This window comes from Sulfitobacter sp. TMED3, from assembly GCF_002167505.1.
Classification (GTDB): Bacteria; Pseudomonadota; Alphaproteobacteria; order Rhodobacterales; family Rhodobacteraceae; genus Sulfitobacter; species Sulfitobacter pontiacus.
In genome coordinates this window covers 18,833-34,499 of sequence record NZ_NHBI01000038.1, presented here as the reverse complement: position 1 = coordinate 34,499, position 15,667 = coordinate 18,833, and the positions used below count along the sequence as shown (strand labels likewise).

Here is a 15,667-nt window from a genome sequence, read left to right as displayed (position 1 = left end):
TGCCGCGGCGCGATGATCCAATTTAGGTCCATTTCACGAATATGTAAGAGAGCAACCGCATCCGCCGCACAAAAAAATGCGGCAGTCNTCTAACTGCCGCATCACATTTGATAATTCCGCGCGCCTTGGGGCAGTGCGGGGTCTATAGATTCTCTTGGTCTTCGGGTAGCGCCCCTTTGAAACCGGTGGCGACCACGAATTTCTCGGAACTGTCGGACCGGCTGGCGGGGGGTTTGATATTGGCGACCTTGGTAAACCGACGTTTGAGGAGCTGTTGCAAGTCGCCCTCCGCGCCGCCGGCCAGCACTTTCGCGACAAATGTGCCGCCATCCTCAAGCACGTCAAAAGCAAAATAGGCCGCAGCTTCGCACAGCGCGATGATCNGGTTGTGGTCGGTCTGTTTGTGNCCNGAGCTTGACGCCGCCATGTCGGACATCACNACATCGGCCTTGCCCCCCAGCCAGCCTTTGACGATCTCGTCCGCGTCGTCTTCCATGAAATCAAGCTGGTGCAATTCGCANCCTGCAATCGGCTCCATCTCTTGCAGGTCGATCCCCAGAATNGTNCCGACNTTCTTGCCCTTTTTCTCGCCAAGAACNTTNCANCGNTTGACCGCGACCTGACACCAGCCACCGGGGGCCGCGCCAAGGTCGACCACCCGCGCACCGGGCACCAGAAAGCGGTATTTGTCGTCNAGCTCCATGATCTTGTANGCCGCGCGCCCGCGATACCCTTCGGCATTGGCGCGNTTGACATANGGATCGTTCAACTGGCGCTGCAACCAACGGGTCGAGCTNAGCTTGCGCCCGCGGGCCGACTTGACCTTNACCTTGAGGTCACGCTGGCCGCGCCCTGATGTATTCTTGCCAGTGGGGGTNTTCCCGCCCGACGCACCGCCCGTGGGCGTCTTGCCTGTCGGAGTTTTCGCCATCAGCCTAATCCTTCTTCCAAAACGCCATCCGCGCTCATCTGGGCATAGAGCAGCCCCTCGCGCAGACCACGGTCTGCAACACTTAATCTATCCGTCGGCCAGCACCGCATCAACGCCTGCAAAATCGCGGCNCCTGACATGATCAACGCCTGACGGTCCAGCCCGATACGCGGATCGGCACGCCGNCCNCCCGGCCCCATCGCNAGATAGGAATGGATCACCTTGTCGATCTGCGCCGAGGTCATGCGAAGCCCGTCCACCTTNGTCCGGTCGTAGCGCTTTAGCCCCAAATGGCTGGCAGCAACAGTGGTGACCGTGCCCGAGGTGCCGACAATCTGGAAATGGTCCTGCGACTGGATCGACTGATAGGGGGTGAAGTCGGTCAGGTTCTCCTCGAAGAACCAGCTCATCAAGGCNAAGCGTGCGGCGTCGTCTTCCACGTCAGAGAATTGATCGCGCAGGGTCGCCACGCCCANAGGNACGCTGATCCAGTCGACCACACGCGCGGCNGGNACNTCNGTNTTCGCCTGATGGAACCCCCCATGCAGCCGCATGATGGATTGCGCACGATCCGCCTTTGGCACCTTCGAGATGTCGATCCAGACCAATTCGGTNGAACCGCCGCCAATGTCCACCACCAGCAGGTTGTGGGTCTTGCGGTTCACCAGCGGCGCGCAGGAAATCACGGCAAGCTGNGCTTCTTCCTCGGGCTTGATGATATCAAGCTTGAGCCCTGTCTCGCGCTGGATACGCTGCATGAATTCCGCACCGTTGGCGGCACGGCGGCACGCCTCGGTCGCGACAAGCCGCATCCGCCGCACCTTGTTACGGCGCAGCTTTTGCTGGCANATNCGCAATGCCTGAATGGTACGCGTCATCGATCCGCGCGACAATCGCCCGGTTTTCTCAAGCCCTGCCCCAAGCTGGACAGACTTCGAGAAGCTATCGACGACATGGAAACCGCTGCCTTTTGGCTGTGCGATCAGCATGCGACAACTATTTGTGCCCAGATCAAGGGCCGCATAAAGTTCGGTCGATCTGGGCGGAACTGGCGCGGGGCTCAGAGCCGGCGGTACATCGAGCGCGCCCGCACCTTTGGGACGCTGTGGCGCCATGATTGCGCCTTTCATATTGAGTTGCCCCCAAGGTAATGTTTCTGCGGGCAAGGGGCAAGCGGGAAACCAGAGATCCGNCAGCGTAAGCTTATAGTCGCCCTCACAACCATCTTGAGAATTATGACGCCCCGCCCCCCTCGCCTGTCGCGGTTGCGCGCTGTAATGTGACCACGTCGCAGACGCCGTTCTGAATGTCGAAAAACGGCGACGGGGACAGATCAACAGCCGCTAAGAAAAACAAGCACAGCAGAGGAATCAATCATGCCCGAAGTTACCATCGTCTATTGGCGTGATATTCCTGCGCAGGTCATCGTCGGCAAAGGCCGTCGCGGGTCCAAGCGTCCGCTGCCTGAACGGTTCGAACAGGCCATCGACCGTGCNGCGATGAAAATCGGCGCGGATGACAGCGATGCCTATCTGGCCGAATGGCGCAAGGCCGATCCCTATACGGTCGACGGCGAANCCGACGCCGTGGCCGATGCAGAGGTCGCGCGCATCGACGCAGAGTTCGACCGTGACCGCATCAAGACGCTGATTGCCAATGACGGCTGGGCCTAACCGCCCGCTGCCGGTGCAAAAGTTGATCCCTTCATGAAAGAAATGCTCATGTCCCTTTTGAACTTCCGGCGCAAAGAAGCCCCCGTGTCCGATCTGCCTACCCCCGAGGTCGCGGGTTTTTTGCGCGACTACTCGATCGAGGTGATGCCCCGCACGGCGGAAAAGGTCGAAGACTTCCGCGATCTGCTGCCCGAGGGGACACGGGTCTATATCGCGCATATCGATGGCACCCCGATCGAAGACATGGTCGCCACNGCCGCGCGGCTNAATGCNGACGGCTANAAGGTCATGCCGCACTTTCCCGCCCGCATCATCAAGGATCGTGCCACGCTGGAAAACTGGATCGCCATGTATCAGGGCGAGGCTGACGTACGCCAAGCCTTGCTGCTGGCCGGTGGCGTCACGACGCCCCACGGCGATTTCAGCGANTCCATGCAGTTGATGGACACCGGANTGTTTGACAAACACGGGTTTGAACGGCTGCACATCGCNGGCCACCCCGANGGCAACCGCGACATCGACACCGATGGATCACGTCTNCGGGTGGANGATGCGCTGCGCTGGAAGCAGGGTTTCTCCGAACGGACGGACGCGAAGATGGCCATCGCCACACAATTCGCNTTCGAGGCGCAGCCGATCATCGAATGGGCCGATAGCCTGAAACACGCGGGCATCGACCTGCCGATCCACATCGGCATTGCAGGCCCCGCCAAGCTGCAAACCCTGATCAAATTCGCCATCGCCTGCGGGGTCGGNCCTTCGCTGAAGGTGCTGCAAAAGCGCGCGATGGATGTCACCAAACTGCTGTTGCCCTACGAGCCGACAGATGTGATCACCGAACTGGCCGCCCACAAAGCCGCCCACAAAGCCGCCAACCCAGATTTCAACATTACCCATGTGCATTTCTTCCCGCTGGGTGGGATCAAGACGAATGCCAATTGGGCCATTGAAAATGGCGGACCCGCTGCNCAACCAGCCAACTCCGTCTAAGGAAAGACTGAACACCATGACCAGAACTGTCGTCGAATCCAAAACAAAAACAGCGATCATCGGCTTTGACGAGCCCTTCTGCGTGATCGGGGAACGTATCAACCCCACCGGCCGCAAGATCCTCGCCGAAGAGCTGGAGCGTGGCGATTTCAGCCGCGTCGAGGCNGANGCCATTGCGCAAGCCGCGGCGGGCGCGAATATTCTGGACGTGAACTCGGGTGCCGTTTTCTCGAACAAGATGGCCGAAGACCCCCGCTATGCGGATAATAACTTTGTCGAACCGATGCTGATGCCCGAACTGATCCGCGTCGTGCAAAACGTCGTCGACATCCCGCTGTGCATCGACAGCTCGGTCCCCGGTGCGCTGGAAGCGGGTCTTGAGGCCTGCGAGGGCCGCCCGCTGCTGAACTCGGTCACCGGCGAGGAAGAGCGGCTGGAGCTCGTGCTGCCACTGGTCAAGAAATACAACGTGCCGGTGGTTGCGATCTCGAACGACGACACGGGCATTTCCGAAGATCCCGACGTGCGTTTCGACGTTGCCAAGAAGATCGTAGAGCGCGCGGCCGACTTCGGTATTCCGGCCCATGATATCGTGGTCGACCCGCTGGTCATGCCCATCGGCGCGATGGCGACGGCGGGGCATCAGGTCTTTACCCTTGTGCGCCGTCTGCGCGAGGAACTGGGCGTGAACACGACCTGTGGTGCCTCCAACATCAGTTTTGGCCTGCCCAACCGTCACGGCATCAACAACGCTTTCCTGCCGATGGCAATGGGCGCTGGCATGACCTCGGCGATCATGAACCCGATCACCCTGCCCGTGAACCAGACCAAGATTGCCGAGAAGAAAGCCGAACTGGTGACGGCAGGCATCATCCTGCCGGACGAGATCGACGACGAAACCTTTGTGACGCTCTTCGGGATGGGATCGACCAAGCCCACCCCCGGCAAAGAGATGGAGGCGATCCGCGCCGCCAACTTCCTGTTCGACCGCGATCCTCACGGCACCGAATGGATCAAGTTCAACAAGGTCGCGCCCAAGGCCGGTCAAGAGGGGCGTGGCCGCGCTGGCCGCAAGGGTGGCCGCCGCCGGTAATGGGGATTCTCCCTACCCCCAAGATCAAAATCCCCGCAAACCACGGTTTTGCGGGGATTTCTTTTGCGTTCGGGCCAGTGTTTAACCCGTCCAGCGCTTGACCCCACATCCCACACACGCATGATCACGGCACAAAGCTATACTATGCCTTGTATTGTCTTTGACACAGAACGACGGCCCCGAACGCACGGGCCTGCTGTCTAACTTCTGTCAAAGTTTCAACACATCCGTATGCCTAGATCGCTTTGCAACGACGCAGCCCGTGGGTGAATGAATGACAACGTGCTTTGAAGGTGTAGCTATGCAGCCCGTGTTCTGGGCTGCCGCAAGCGTGAGCGCTGTCGCCGCGGTCGTTATGGTCTGCATGCTGAAATATAAGCACTTCCACGGCAAGCGGTTCTACGGCCTGACCTTCGTCGCCATGATCTGGACCCTGATCACCGTCGGGGCCGAAGCCTCCAACCCGTCCTTTGCCTGCCAGTTTGACATGGCCGTCGTCGCGTGGCTGGGCAATGCGCTGGTGCCTGTGGCGTGGTGCTTCTTTGTCTTCGCCTATGTGCATCAGGCCGAGTGGCTGTCGAAAAAGCGTGTGGTGGCCGCGCTGGTGCTGGTGCCCGTGGGCTGCTTTGTTTTTGCCGCAACCAATAGCATGCACCAGCTGGTCTATACCTCCGAGACTGCCATCCTGCCCGGTGACCGGCAAATCACCTATATCCATGGGCCGGGATTCTTCGCGATCACGGCCGTGCTGTATACTTTTGTCGCCGCGACCTTCTATGCGCTGATCAAGGCCTTTGCCCGCGCCCGCCGTTCTGCCTGGCCGCTGCTGACAATGCTGGCGGTGGTCACGATCACCCCGCTGTCTGCCAATGCGGCTTACGTTATTTTCGGCTTCACCGTCTTCGGACTGGACCCGACGGCCTTTATGTTCACCGTCGGTATCCTGGCCTTTACCTTCATGCTGCTGACGAACAAGACGATGGATATGGCGTCGATCGGGCAGTCGATCCTGTTCAACACGACCAGCGAACCGGTGATCCTGATCGACAAAAACCGCCGTGTCACGTTGATGAACTCTGCCGCGAAACGCAGCGGCTTGTGCAACCTGTCCAAAGCCGAAGCCGACGCCCTTTTGGCCAAGATCGACACCCGCAGCCCCCGCACGACGGACGCATCCCTGACCATCGAACAGCGCATCTATGACCCGCGTATTCAGGAAATCGAAAGCCCGCTGGACCCGAACGGCGCCATTCTGGGGTGGAGCATCACCCTGGTCGATATCACCGACCGTATCGTCATCACCCGCGCCCTCGAAGATGCGCTGCTGCGCGCCGACGAGGCCAACCGCGCCAAGGATGAATTTATCTCTGTCGTCAGCCACGAGCTGCGCACGCCGCTTACCTCGCTCAAGGGCGGGCTGGCGTTGGCGCTTAGCGGGCGTTTGGGCGAGATCGACGCGCGCATCCGGTCCCCCCTCGAAATCGCACAGCGCAACGGCATGCGCCTGTCCCGTCTGGTCGATAACATTCTGCTGGCGCAAAAGATCGACGTGGACGCGCTGTCGCTTGACGCGCTGCCGGTCGATCTGGGGGCGCTACTGAAAGAAAGCCTGGAAGAGAACAAGATGTTCGCCGCCGAGCAGAAGATCGACCTCGTGCTGCCGAAAGGTGATCAAACCGCGACGATCACCGGTGACGCCTTTGCCCTCCGCCAGATCATCGACAACCTCGTGTCCAACGCCATCAAATTCTCCGAACAAGGCAGCACCGTTGAAGGCAGCCTATCCATCCGCAACGGCCATGTGCGCCTGTCGATCAAGGACAGCGGCCGCGGCATCCCCGACGGGATGGAGGGACAGGTCTTTGGCCGCTTTGAACAGGTCAAGAACGGCGGGCAATATGCGACACAGGGGTCCGGTCTGGGGCTCCATATCTCGCAACAGCTGGCCCAGCAGATGTCGGGAAAATTGTTCTACGACAGCGTAGTCGGCGAAGGCACGACCTTCCACATGGAGTTCACCACCGTCGCCGCACAGCAGCCCGCCGTGATCCTGTCAGCCGCTGACAACACGGACGACACCCCTACCCCTGCCAGTACAGGCGACACGCCAGAAGCCGTGCAGGCCTGAGGGCGAAGCCCAACATAAACATATCTACTTCAAGGGAAGATGGCGGACCCTAGAGGATTCGAACCTCTGGCCTCTGCCTTCGGAGGGCAGCGCTCTATCCAGCTGAGCTAAGGGTCCATCTAGGGGAGGTATAGCCAGACTACCCGCCCCCTGCAATTACAAAATCAGCCTTGGGTCACGCAAACAAATCATGCGCCAGTTCAAGCGCCTCGATCAGCGTGTCGATCTCGGCATTGGTGTTGTACATCCCGAAGGACGCGCGGCAGGTGGCGGTCTGGCCNAGNTGCTGCATCANCGGCCCGCAACAATGNTGACCCGCACGTACCGCCACGCCCTTTTTATCNAGAATGGTAGANATATCATGCGCATGCGCCGCCCCGTCCAGNGTAAAGCTGAAGATCGCNGCCTTATCCGGNGTGGTNCCCTGCACCTGCACCCAGTTCAGACCCGACAGACGCGACACGGCATAATCGCGCAANGATNCCTCATGGGCGGCGATATTCTGCATCCCGATGTTCATCATATAATCCAGCGCCACGCCCATGCCGATGGTCTGCACGATGCCGGGGGTGCCCGCCTCGAACTTCATCGGGGCATCGTTATAGGTGATGCCGTCTTTGGTGACCTCGCGGATCATATCGCCGCCGCCCAGAAACGGGCGCATCTCGGCCATGCGATCNGGGTTGATATAGATCGCGCCGGACCCNGANGGACCATAAAGCTTNTGACCCGTGATCGCGTAGAANTCGCANCCGATATCCTGCACGTCCACAGGCATGTGCACCGCCGCCTGCGACCCGTCAACCAAGACGGGCACGCCTTTGGCATGGGCCCCTNNGGTGATCGCCTTGACGTCTACCACCGTGCCCAGAACATTCGACACCTGCGTCACGGCAATGAGCTTGGTCTTGGGGGTGATGGCGTCGATCACGGCTTGCGGATCAAGCGCGCCAGAGGCGTCCACATCGACCCATTTGATCACNACNCCCTGACGCTCGCGCAGGAAATGCCACGGCACGATATTGGCGTGATGCTCCATCACCGACAGGATGATCTCGTCCCCNGCCTNCAGGTTCGGCATGGCCCAACCGTAAGCGACCAGATTGATCCCCTCTGTCGTGCCGGAGGTAAAGACGATGTGATCCTCGTTTCCGGCATTCAGNAACCGTGCCACAGTGCCGCGCACGGATTCATACTGATCGGTCGCCAGATTAGAAAGATAGTGCAAGCCGCGGTGAACATTGGAATATTCATGGCTGTACGAGCGGCTGATCGCATCAATCACGACCTGCGGCTTTTGGGCCGAGGCCCCATTGTCGAGATAGACCAGCGGCTTGCCGTTCACCTCGCGCGACAGGATCGGAAAGTCGCTGCGGATGGTGTTTACGTCATACATCAAGAAGCACTCCTTGGGCGGCAACGCCCACNATAGAGAGAAGCAGGCTNAGCCCCAGAACGATGGCCGCCATAGAAATCAGCAAAACGCCGACAGCCTTGCCCAGTCCGGTAAAGTTNAAGGCGGCGGCGATGAAGTTGACNAATATCCAAAGCCCGATCAGGCCCGTCGCCAAGGATGCCAGCACCGACACCCCCGGAGAGANGAACATCAGCAGGAAAATCGCCACCTGCGCGATGATGCGNAGGANCTGCAAGAACACCACCAGGGCCAGCACATCGCCAAGGTCGCCTTCGCCCCCAAGCGCACGCCCGGCCCAGTAAAGCCCGTGGGTCGTGATCACCAGGACGCCCGAGAGCAGGACAAACATCGCCAGCGGNCTGGTAAAGAACGCAGGCATCGCGGGNGTCGGTTGCAGCACCAGACTGACCGAGAANATCAACGTNTTGATCGCNGCCGCCAGNGCCAGCGCGGTCCACAGCACGTCCCGCCCNAGCNGCCANCCCATGATCTGGTTCGCGGCAGCACGCGGGTCACGCAGGCTAAGCACGACCAGCTCGGTCAGAACCGATCTTNTATCAGGGGCATTCATGAGCGTGTCCGATATGCGACCAGCAACCCGCTGATCCAGAACCACAAAAANACGCAAAGCCAGATNAGCCCGACGATGCGCAATTCGATCCCTTCGCCGACGAATCCCGCCGTCAGCCCGTGCAATAGCACAAGCGGGCTGGATGCCAGCAAGGCCCAGAACAGCGCCAGACGCGTGCTATAGCCGCTGGGGCGGCCGCGCANCACNTTGAGGATGATCTGCGTCCCCGCCGCCAGCATGTAGAAAATCAACGGCGCGATGAACAGCCATGCCAGCAGGGTCGCCCCCAGNAGCATGTCAAGCTCGGTGCCGTTGACGTGGGCTTCGCGGGCCAGACGCGGGGTCTGGGCCACGAAAAAGATGAGACACGCGACCATCAGATAGACCAGGTTGCGATCCTCCCGCGGGCCCTGCCCCAACAACCGCCGCACAACGGCGGCGGGGTTGCGNTAGCTGGCCACGATATCGCGTGTCGCCGCCATCAGGCTGCGTGCCGCTCAAGCCACGCGGCAAGCCGTGCGGTGATCTCTTCGCGCAGGGTCTCNTCCTCGATCTCTTCCACGGCCTCGGCCAGGAAGGACAAGGTCAGCAGATCCGTCGCGACGTTATGCGGCACACCGCGCGAGCGTAGATAGAACAGCGCGTCCTCGTCGATCGCCCCCGANGTGGAGCCGTGCGAACAGGCCACGTCATCGGCGTAGATCTCAAGCTCTGGCTTGGCAAGGAACTGGCTGTCGTCATCCAGCAGCAACGACTGGCTGATCTGGTAGCCATCGGTCTTTTGCGCGTCGGCCTTGACCAGAATCTTCCCTTGGAACACACCGGTCGCCCCGTTGCGCAGCACCTTCTTGAACACCTGACGGCTTTCGCAGTTCACCGCGTCATGGGTGATGAACACCGTGTCGTCGTGGTGGAAATCCGCGCCATCACCGACGCAAGCCCCCGCGACATGCGCCGCAGCATCGTCACCCGTCAGCTCGATCACACAATCGTTGCGCGTCATCACGCCATTGGCNGTCAGNGTAAAGGATTTGAACGCGGACTCAGTCCCCAAACGGGTAAAGATATGCGTCGCGGCNCGTTGTTCGTGATCGCGGCCTTGGGCGCGCACNTGGTGGAAAGACGCGTTATCCGCGACNTCAACCTCAAGCACACCGTTAAAGCGCGCGGCGACGGGGCCGTTCTCCAGCAGCGTGAATTCNGCGCCGGCGTCCAGCTTGACGACGTGGTGCAGCATGACATCCGCTGTNTCGGAGGTCCGGCGATAGACGATATTCACCGGCTTNGANANTTTGNCNGTNACATGGATCANCACNCCATCCGNGGCAAAAGCNGTGTTCANCGCCGCCAAGGGCCGTGCCACAGGNGTCTGGCCGTTCTTTTCCAGCGTCCCNTAAAGATCACGCGCCCAATGCAGATCGGCNTCCGCTTGGGCCANCCGTTCGATGGTGATNCCCTCAAGCGCCAGATCGTCCGACGCATCGGCATCAAACACACCGTCGACGAACACCAGCTTCAGCCGGTCGATCTGATCAAACAGGGCCACGTCTTCCGACGCGCGCACCGCGGCAGAGACCGCCTGCGGCTGGGTCAGCGTATCGGGGCGGGTGTATTTCCAGTATTCGTCACGACGCTCGGGCAGACCTGCCTGTTGCAGACGGGACAACGCATCCTTGCGCGCCGCATCGGACCAGCCCCCTTGGGGCAGGTCCAACGTGGCGATCAACGCCTCGGTCGGGGTTTGTTGTGTCGCTGCTTCGGCCATTACGCCACCTCGGACAGGATGTCGGCATACCCGTTGTTCTCGACTTCCAGCGCCAGCTCGGGGCCGCCGGTCTTGATGATGCGGCCATCAGCCATGATGTGCACCACATCGGGTTTGATGTGGTCCAGCAGACGCTGGTAGTGGGTGATCACAAGGAAACCGCGGCCTTCGGTACGCAGCGCGTTCACGCCGTCCGCAACCAGTTTCATCGCGTCAACATCCAGACCGGAGTCCGTTTCGTCGAGGATGCACATTTTTGGCTCAAGCATCGCCATCTGCAAGATCTCGTTACGCTTCTTCTCACCACCCGAGAAGCCCATGTTCACGGGGCGCTTCAGCATGTCGGCGTCGATCTTCAGCTCTTTGGCGCGGGCGCGCACAACCTTGAGGAATTCCGCAGCAGACATCTCCTCTTCGCCACGGGCCTTGCGCTGCGCATTCACAGCGGTGCGCAGGAAAGTCATGTTGCCAACGCCGGGAATTTCAACGGGATACTGAAAGGCGAGGAACAGGCCAGCGGCGGCACGCTCTTCCGGCTCAAGGTCCAGCAAGTCGATGTCACCCAGATGGGCGGAGCCTTCGGTGACCTCGTAGCCGTCTTTGCCCGACAGCACATAGGACAGCGTGGATTTGCCGGACCCGTTCGGCCCCATGATCGCGTGGACCTTACCGGCTTCGACTTCCAGATCGACACCCTTCAGGATTTGCTTGTCTTCTTCTTCCAGTTTGACCTTCAGGCCTTTGATGCTCAGCATGATGGGTTCCTTTTCTTGCGCTTTGGCGCTGCAATGACAGTGAATTGAGTGAATGAAAACCCCGTCGCGGGGCCGTCATCGGTGTAAGATTTCATGCCGCCCTCCCCGCCTGTAAGGCTTTGGGAAAACGGGCATAAAGAGCGGTGCGGCAGGCATCTATGCCCGCCTGATAGGAAAGCGGTGACAGCGGGTCGGGCAGAACCACCGTCGGGATGTCCTCGACGTTGATCGGGGCCCGCAGAGGCCGGCCGACCGAGGCCGCGTAATCCAGATATTTCAAGCGCGACTGCCCCATCGGGGCCAGCCAGCTGTTGGGCACACCATAGGCATCAGCCACGATCAACCCGTGCAGCGAAGACGCAAACACGTGATCACACGCAGCAATCGCCGCGCAGACATCCTGCGCCTCGCCGCGGGGGTCAATCAGCTGATACCGCGTGTCACTGGCGATCAGAGCCTGCAACACAGGGTCATCCACCAGCGAATGATGCGGCACGATGCCTATCTTGCCATTGGGCGCGCGGTCCTGCGGCCACACGGCATTGATCAACAGACCGGGATCACCGAACTCCGACAGTTCCAAACCCAGCAGCGCGGCAGTGATCGGCCCACGGACCAAGGCGATATCGACATGATCGACAAACCCCGTCCCCTGCACCGGATGCAACAGACCCGCCCCCCAGATCACCGGACGGTAGTCCTGCGCCTCGCTAAAGTTGCGCTTGACCACCTGCAAAAGCGACCCGATGGCCCAGACCTCCGCCTTGCGCACACCCGCATGCTCCACCGGCCGGCCCGCGACATGGGCGAGCACCACGGGGCTGAGGGCGTCCCCGAAATTCGGGACCGCCTTCCACCAGTGCAGGCGCAAGGGAGTGGTGTCCGCCGATGCCTGCATCAGAGCGCTGCGCCTTTGGTCCCTACGGTGATCATTCGCCATCCCCCTTGCGCAGCACCAACAGGGCCACACGGATCGCAGCGTAGATCATCGCAAAGATCAGCATCTGGAAGAACGTGTTCTCGAAGGCGACGAGCGTCAGCCCGCCCCCGCGAAACAGCGCCATCAGCACCCAGAAAACGAGCGCGGCAATTGTCACGTCCCATGTCAGCTTGCGCATCATCGTGATTACCCCACGGACCCTTCAAGCGAGATCGCAACCAGCGCTTGCGCTTCCATCGCGAACTCCATCGGCAACGCCTGAAGCACGTCTTTACAAAAGCCGTTCACGACCAGGGCAACCGCCTCTTCCTCGTCCATGCCGCGCGAACGGCAGTAGAACAGCTGATCGTCGTCTACCTTAGATGTGGTCGCCTCATGCTCCACCCGGCTGCTGTTATTTTTGACCTCGATGTAAGGCACCGTGTGGGCCCCGCATTTGTCGCCGATCAACAAGCTGTCGCACTGGGTATAGTTGCGCGATTCCTTGGCTTTGGGGTGCATGGTCACCAAGCCGCGATAGGTGTTCTGCGCCTTGCCTGCCGAAATCCCCTTGGACACGATACGCGACTTGGTGCGCTTGCCCAAGTGGATCATCTTGGTGCCGGTGTCAGCCTGCTGCATGTTGTTGGCGATGGCGATGGAATAGAACTCGCCCTGGCTGTCGTCGCCGCGCAGAATGCAAGAGGGGTACTTCCACGTCACGGCAGAGCCGGTTTCGACCTGCGTCCACATCACCTTGGCACGGTCGCCACGGCAGTCTGCACGCTTGGTCACAAAGTTGTAGATCCCGCCCTTGCCGTCTTCATCACCGGGATACCAGTTCTGAACGGTCGAATATTTCACCTCGGCGTCTTCCTCGATGATGATTTCAACCACCGCGGCGTGCAACTGGCTCTCGTCGCGCTGCGGCGCGGTACAGCCTTCAAGGTAGGACACATACGACCCCTTGTCGGCAATGATCAGCGTGCGTTCAAACTGGCCGGTGTTCTCNGCGTTGATNCGGAAATAGGTCGACAGCTCCATCGGNCAGCGCACGCCCGGNGGCACGTAGACGAACGACCCGTCAGAGAANACGGCCGAGTTCAACGTCGCATAGAAGTTGTCATTCACCGGCACGACAGAGCCGAGGTATTTCTTGACCAACTCGGGGTGCTCGCGGATCGCCTCGGAGATAGAGCAGAAGATCACGCCCGCCTTTTTCAGCTCGTCCTGGAAGGTGGTNCCGACCGAAACAGAGTCAAAAACCGCATCCACAGCCACCTTGCGGGGCTCGTCGCCAATCTTCTCTGCGCCTTCGACGCCTGCCAGAATNGCCTGCTCTTTCAACGGGATACCCAGCTTCTTGTAGGTCTCCAGCAGCTTGGGATCGACGTCATCCAGGCTCTTTGGCTTTTCCGCCATCGATTTCGGACGCGCATAGTAATACTGCTGNTGAAAGTCGATTTCCGGATAGTCGACCATCGCCCAGTTCGGCTCTTTCTTGGTCAGCCAGCGTTCATAGGCNGCCAGACGCCATTCCAGCATCCACTCGGGCTCTTCGTTCTTCTCCGAGATCAGCTTGACGATATCGGCGTTCAGACCCAAGGGGGCATAGTCCATCTCGATATCTGTGGACCACCCGTATTTATAGGCACCGCCGACTTCGCGCACGGCATCCACGGTTTCCTGATCAACGCCCTCTTTAACGCCGGTGTTCGGGTCGTCCTTGACCAAAGTGCTATCCATGCTTTTCATCCTTCAACTGGCGGCGCGCATCAAGCGGCCCGCGCCTCGTGTTTCTTCAATTTCGCGGTCCAGGCGTCTGCAAAACGCAAGACCTGTTCTTCTGTGGTGTCCGGCCCAAGCGATACGCGCACGGCACAGGATGCCTCAGCGTCGTCAAACCCCATCGCCGTCAACACCCGGCTTGTCGCCACCTTACCGCTAGAGCACGCAGACCCCGCGCTGATCGCAAAGCCCGCAAGGTCCATCTGCATCACCTGCGTCTCACCGCGCCANCCGGGCGTGATAAAGCAAGAGGTGTTCGGCAAACGCGCCACGTCTTTCCCAACAAAAATAGTCTTCTTTGACGCAGCCTCAAGAGCCTTCTCTAGAACATTTCTAAGTTCTGCAACCCGTTCCCATACNCCATCCGCCAAATCCTGCGCTGCGGCAGCGCATGCAGCCCCGAAACCGGCGATGCCGATGACGTTCTCTGTCCCCGCACGACGGCCCAATTCCTGCCCGCCCCCGCGCAACATCGGCTGCATCAATCCGGGCGTATATTCNGGCCCCGCGATCAGCGCACCGATGCCCTTGGGNCCGCCCANCTTATGCGCCGAGACAGCCAATGACGCATGACGCCCCACATCCGAGCGCCAGCGCCCCAGATCCGACAACTTGCCCGCCGCTTGCACCGCGTCACGGAACACGNTTGAGGGCGACGCGCCCAAACGCGCCAGCTCGGCCAACAGGCTTTCCGGCTGCAACACCCCTGTCTCGCTATTGGCACGTTGCAAAAAGAGCGTTTTACCCGCCAAGGCTCCATCCGGCAGCGCGTTCAAATCCACGTGACCATTGCGATCCACAGGCAATTGCTCGGCCTCNGGGCACCAGATGCGNACCGCTTCATGCTCCACGGCTGCGCCGGCCACATTGCCCGCGTCCTGCACCACCCCCGCAATCGCCTCGGTGGCACCGCTCGTGAAAATCACCTCCGACACATCGCAGCCGACCAAAGCCGCCACCTGTCCGCGTGCCTTCTCGACCATCATCTTGGCCGCACGCCCTTCGGCATGGACGCTGGACGGGTTGCCCGCCACATCCATCGCCGCCAGCATGGCCGCGCGCGCCTCTGCCCGCAGGGGCGTGGTCGCGTTATGATCAAGATATACTCTCACATCAGCTTCCAAATGGTCCTAAATCCCAGGGAGTGTGAGGGACAGCGTCCCTCATTCCGCATCCGCCTCGTCCACGATGGCAAAGAGGTTCGGCACCGCCGGACANGGGGCAAGCTCGTTNGCNACAACNTCCGACAGCCGCGTCTGGTGCAGAAAGACATAGACCTGTGCGCTCANCCCCTCCCACANNCGGTTGGTCAGCGACTGCGCCCGGCTGCCCGATGACCCGCCAGAGGCACCNGCCCCCACATGCATCGCATCGACCTTCTCGTCGACCGCCGCCAGAATATCGACAACGCGAATGTCCGACGCNGGCCGCCCCAAGCGGTAGCCGCCGCCCGGACCACGCACCGANGACACCAGNTCGGCCNGGCGNAGCTTGACGAAAAGCTGCTCTAGGTACGGCAGGGAAATGGACTGACGCGCCGCGATATCGCCCAGATTGACCAGACGATCCGCAGGCTGAAGCGCTATATCGGCCAAAGCGACCATCGCATACCGCCCCTTGGTTGACAGCTTCATCGC

Annotated in this window: 16 protein-coding genes and 1 tRNA gene; 4 read left to right on the top strand and 13 right to left on the bottom strand. The window is 60.5% G+C overall.

Annotated elements, in window-relative coordinates:
- Nucleotides 1–142 precede the first annotated feature (142 nt).
- On the bottom strand, nt 143–931 hold the full coding sequence (locus CBB63_RS10205) for an RlmE family RNA methyltransferase (protein ID WP_286699060.1): 789 nt from the start codon (nt 929–931) through the stop codon (nt 143–145).
- A complete protein-coding gene (locus CBB63_RS10200) occupies nt 931–2,046 on the bottom strand; it encodes a Ppx/GppA phosphatase family protein (RefSeq protein ID WP_286699059.1) in 1,116 nt (371 codons plus the stop codon). The genes CBB63_RS10205 and CBB63_RS10200 overlap by 1 nt, the downstream gene beginning before the upstream one ends.
- Nucleotides 2,047–2,307: 261 nt before the next feature.
- On the opposite strand from CBB63_RS10200, the gene CBB63_RS10195 reads away from it, so the two are divergent.
- From CBB63_RS10195 to CBB63_RS10180, 4 genes are all read left to right on the top strand, one after another.
- Complete coding sequence (locus tag CBB63_RS10195; protein ID WP_286699058.1) at nt 2,308–2,604, top strand: virulence factor; 297 nt, start codon at nt 2,308–2,310, stop codon at nt 2,602–2,604.
- A 33-nt stretch (nt 2,605–2,637) separates the two neighbouring features.
- The gene (locus CBB63_RS10190; protein ID WP_502695902.1) at nt 2,638–3,594 is read left to right on the top strand and encodes a methylenetetrahydrofolate reductase; all 957 of its coding nucleotides are present in this window, start codon (nt 2,638–2,640) and stop codon (nt 3,592–3,594) included.
- Nucleotides 3,595–3,610: 16 nt separating this feature from the next.
- Entirely contained in the window at nt 3,611–4,687 is a 1,077-nt protein-coding gene (locus CBB63_RS10185; protein ID WP_286699056.1) for a dihydropteroate synthase, read from the top strand.
- 301 nt (nt 4,688–4,988) lie between these two features.
- On the top strand, nt 4,989–6,815 hold the full coding sequence (locus tag CBB63_RS10180; RefSeq protein ID WP_286699055.1) for a sensor histidine kinase: 1,827 nt from the start codon (nt 4,989–4,991) through the stop codon (nt 6,813–6,815).
- 40 nt (nt 6,816–6,855) lie between these two features.
- Here the strand turns inward: CBB63_RS10180 and CBB63_RS10175 are convergent.
- From CBB63_RS10175 to iscR, 11 genes are all read right to left on the bottom strand, one after another.
- Nucleotides 6,856–6,932: transfer RNA gene (locus CBB63_RS10175), tRNA-Arg, on the bottom strand.
- 58 nt (nt 6,933–6,990) lie between these two features.
- On the bottom strand, nt 6,991–8,211 hold the full coding sequence (locus CBB63_RS10170; protein WP_286699126.1) for a cysteine desulfurase: 1,221 nt from the start codon (nt 8,209–8,211) through the stop codon (nt 6,991–6,993).
- Complete coding sequence (locus CBB63_RS10165) at nt 8,204–8,803, bottom strand: YIP1 family protein (protein ID WP_286699054.1); 600 nt, start codon at nt 8,801–8,803, stop codon at nt 8,204–8,206. Before CBB63_RS10165 ends, CBB63_RS10170 begins: the two co-directional genes overlap by 8 nt.
- A complete protein-coding gene (locus CBB63_RS10160; RefSeq protein ID WP_286699053.1) occupies nt 8,800–9,285 on the bottom strand; it encodes a YIP1 family protein in 486 nt (161 codons plus the stop codon). The genes CBB63_RS10165 and CBB63_RS10160 overlap by 4 nt, the downstream gene beginning before the upstream one ends.
- Nucleotides 9,285–10,568, bottom strand: coding sequence for a SufB/SufD family protein (locus tag CBB63_RS10155; protein ID WP_286699052.1), 1,284 nt, complete (start codon nt 10,566–10,568; stop codon nt 9,285–9,287). Before CBB63_RS10155 ends, CBB63_RS10160 begins: the two co-directional genes overlap by 1 nt.
- Entirely contained in the window at nt 10,568–11,323 is a 756-nt protein-coding gene (gene sufC / locus CBB63_RS10150) for a Fe-S cluster assembly ATPase SufC (protein ID WP_005853235.1), read from the bottom strand. The genes CBB63_RS10155 and sufC overlap by 1 nt, the downstream gene beginning before the upstream one ends.
- Before the next feature lie 91 nt (nt 11,324–11,414).
- Nucleotides 11,415–12,221, bottom strand: a complete 807-nt coding sequence (locus CBB63_RS10145; protein ID WP_286699051.1) for a polysaccharide pyruvyl transferase family protein — start codon at nt 12,219–12,221, stop codon at nt 11,415–11,417.
- Nucleotides 12,222–12,252: 31 nt separating this feature from the next.
- A complete protein-coding gene (locus tag CBB63_RS10140) occupies nt 12,253–12,444 on the bottom strand; it encodes a hypothetical protein (RefSeq protein ID WP_005853232.1) in 192 nt (63 codons plus the stop codon).
- Between the two features lie 5 nt (nt 12,445–12,449).
- Nucleotides 12,450–13,988 carry a Fe-S cluster assembly protein SufB gene (sufB, locus tag CBB63_RS10135; protein ID WP_286699050.1) on the bottom strand — a complete coding sequence of 513 codons (1,539 nt, stop codon included), beginning with the start codon at nt 13,986–13,988 and terminating at the stop codon, nt 12,450–12,452.
- Nucleotides 13,989–14,017: 29 nt separating this feature from the next.
- Entirely contained in the window at nt 14,018–15,142 is a 1,125-nt protein-coding gene (locus CBB63_RS10130; RefSeq protein WP_286699049.1) for a cysteine desulfurase family protein, read from the bottom strand.
- A 51-nt stretch (nt 15,143–15,193) separates the two neighbouring features.
- Nucleotides 15,194–15,664: a Fe-S cluster assembly transcriptional regulator IscR gene (gene iscR / locus CBB63_RS10125; RefSeq protein ID WP_286699048.1), complete on the bottom strand. Its 471-nt coding sequence runs from the start codon at nt 15,662–15,664 to the stop codon at nt 15,194–15,196.
- Nucleotides 15,665–15,667: the final 3 nt, after the last annotated feature.

Excerpts from the sequence above, each read along its gene's own strand:
- CBB63_RS10145 (WP_286699051.1), bottom strand. The coding sequence starts at position 12,221 with ATGCAGGCATCGGCGGACACCACTCCCTTGCGCCTGCACTGGTGGAAG.
- CBB63_RS10180 (WP_286699055.1), top strand. The coding sequence starts at position 4,989 with ATGCAGCCCGTGTTCTGGGCTGCCGCAAGCGTGAGCGCTGTCGCCGCG.
- sufC (WP_005853235.1), bottom strand. The coding sequence starts at position 11,323 with ATGCTGAGCATCAAAGGCCTGAAGGTCAAACTGGAAGAAGAAGACAAG.
- CBB63_RS10140 (WP_005853232.1), bottom strand. The coding sequence starts at position 12,444 with ATGATGCGCAAGCTGACATGGGACGTGACAATTGCCGCGCTCGTTTTC.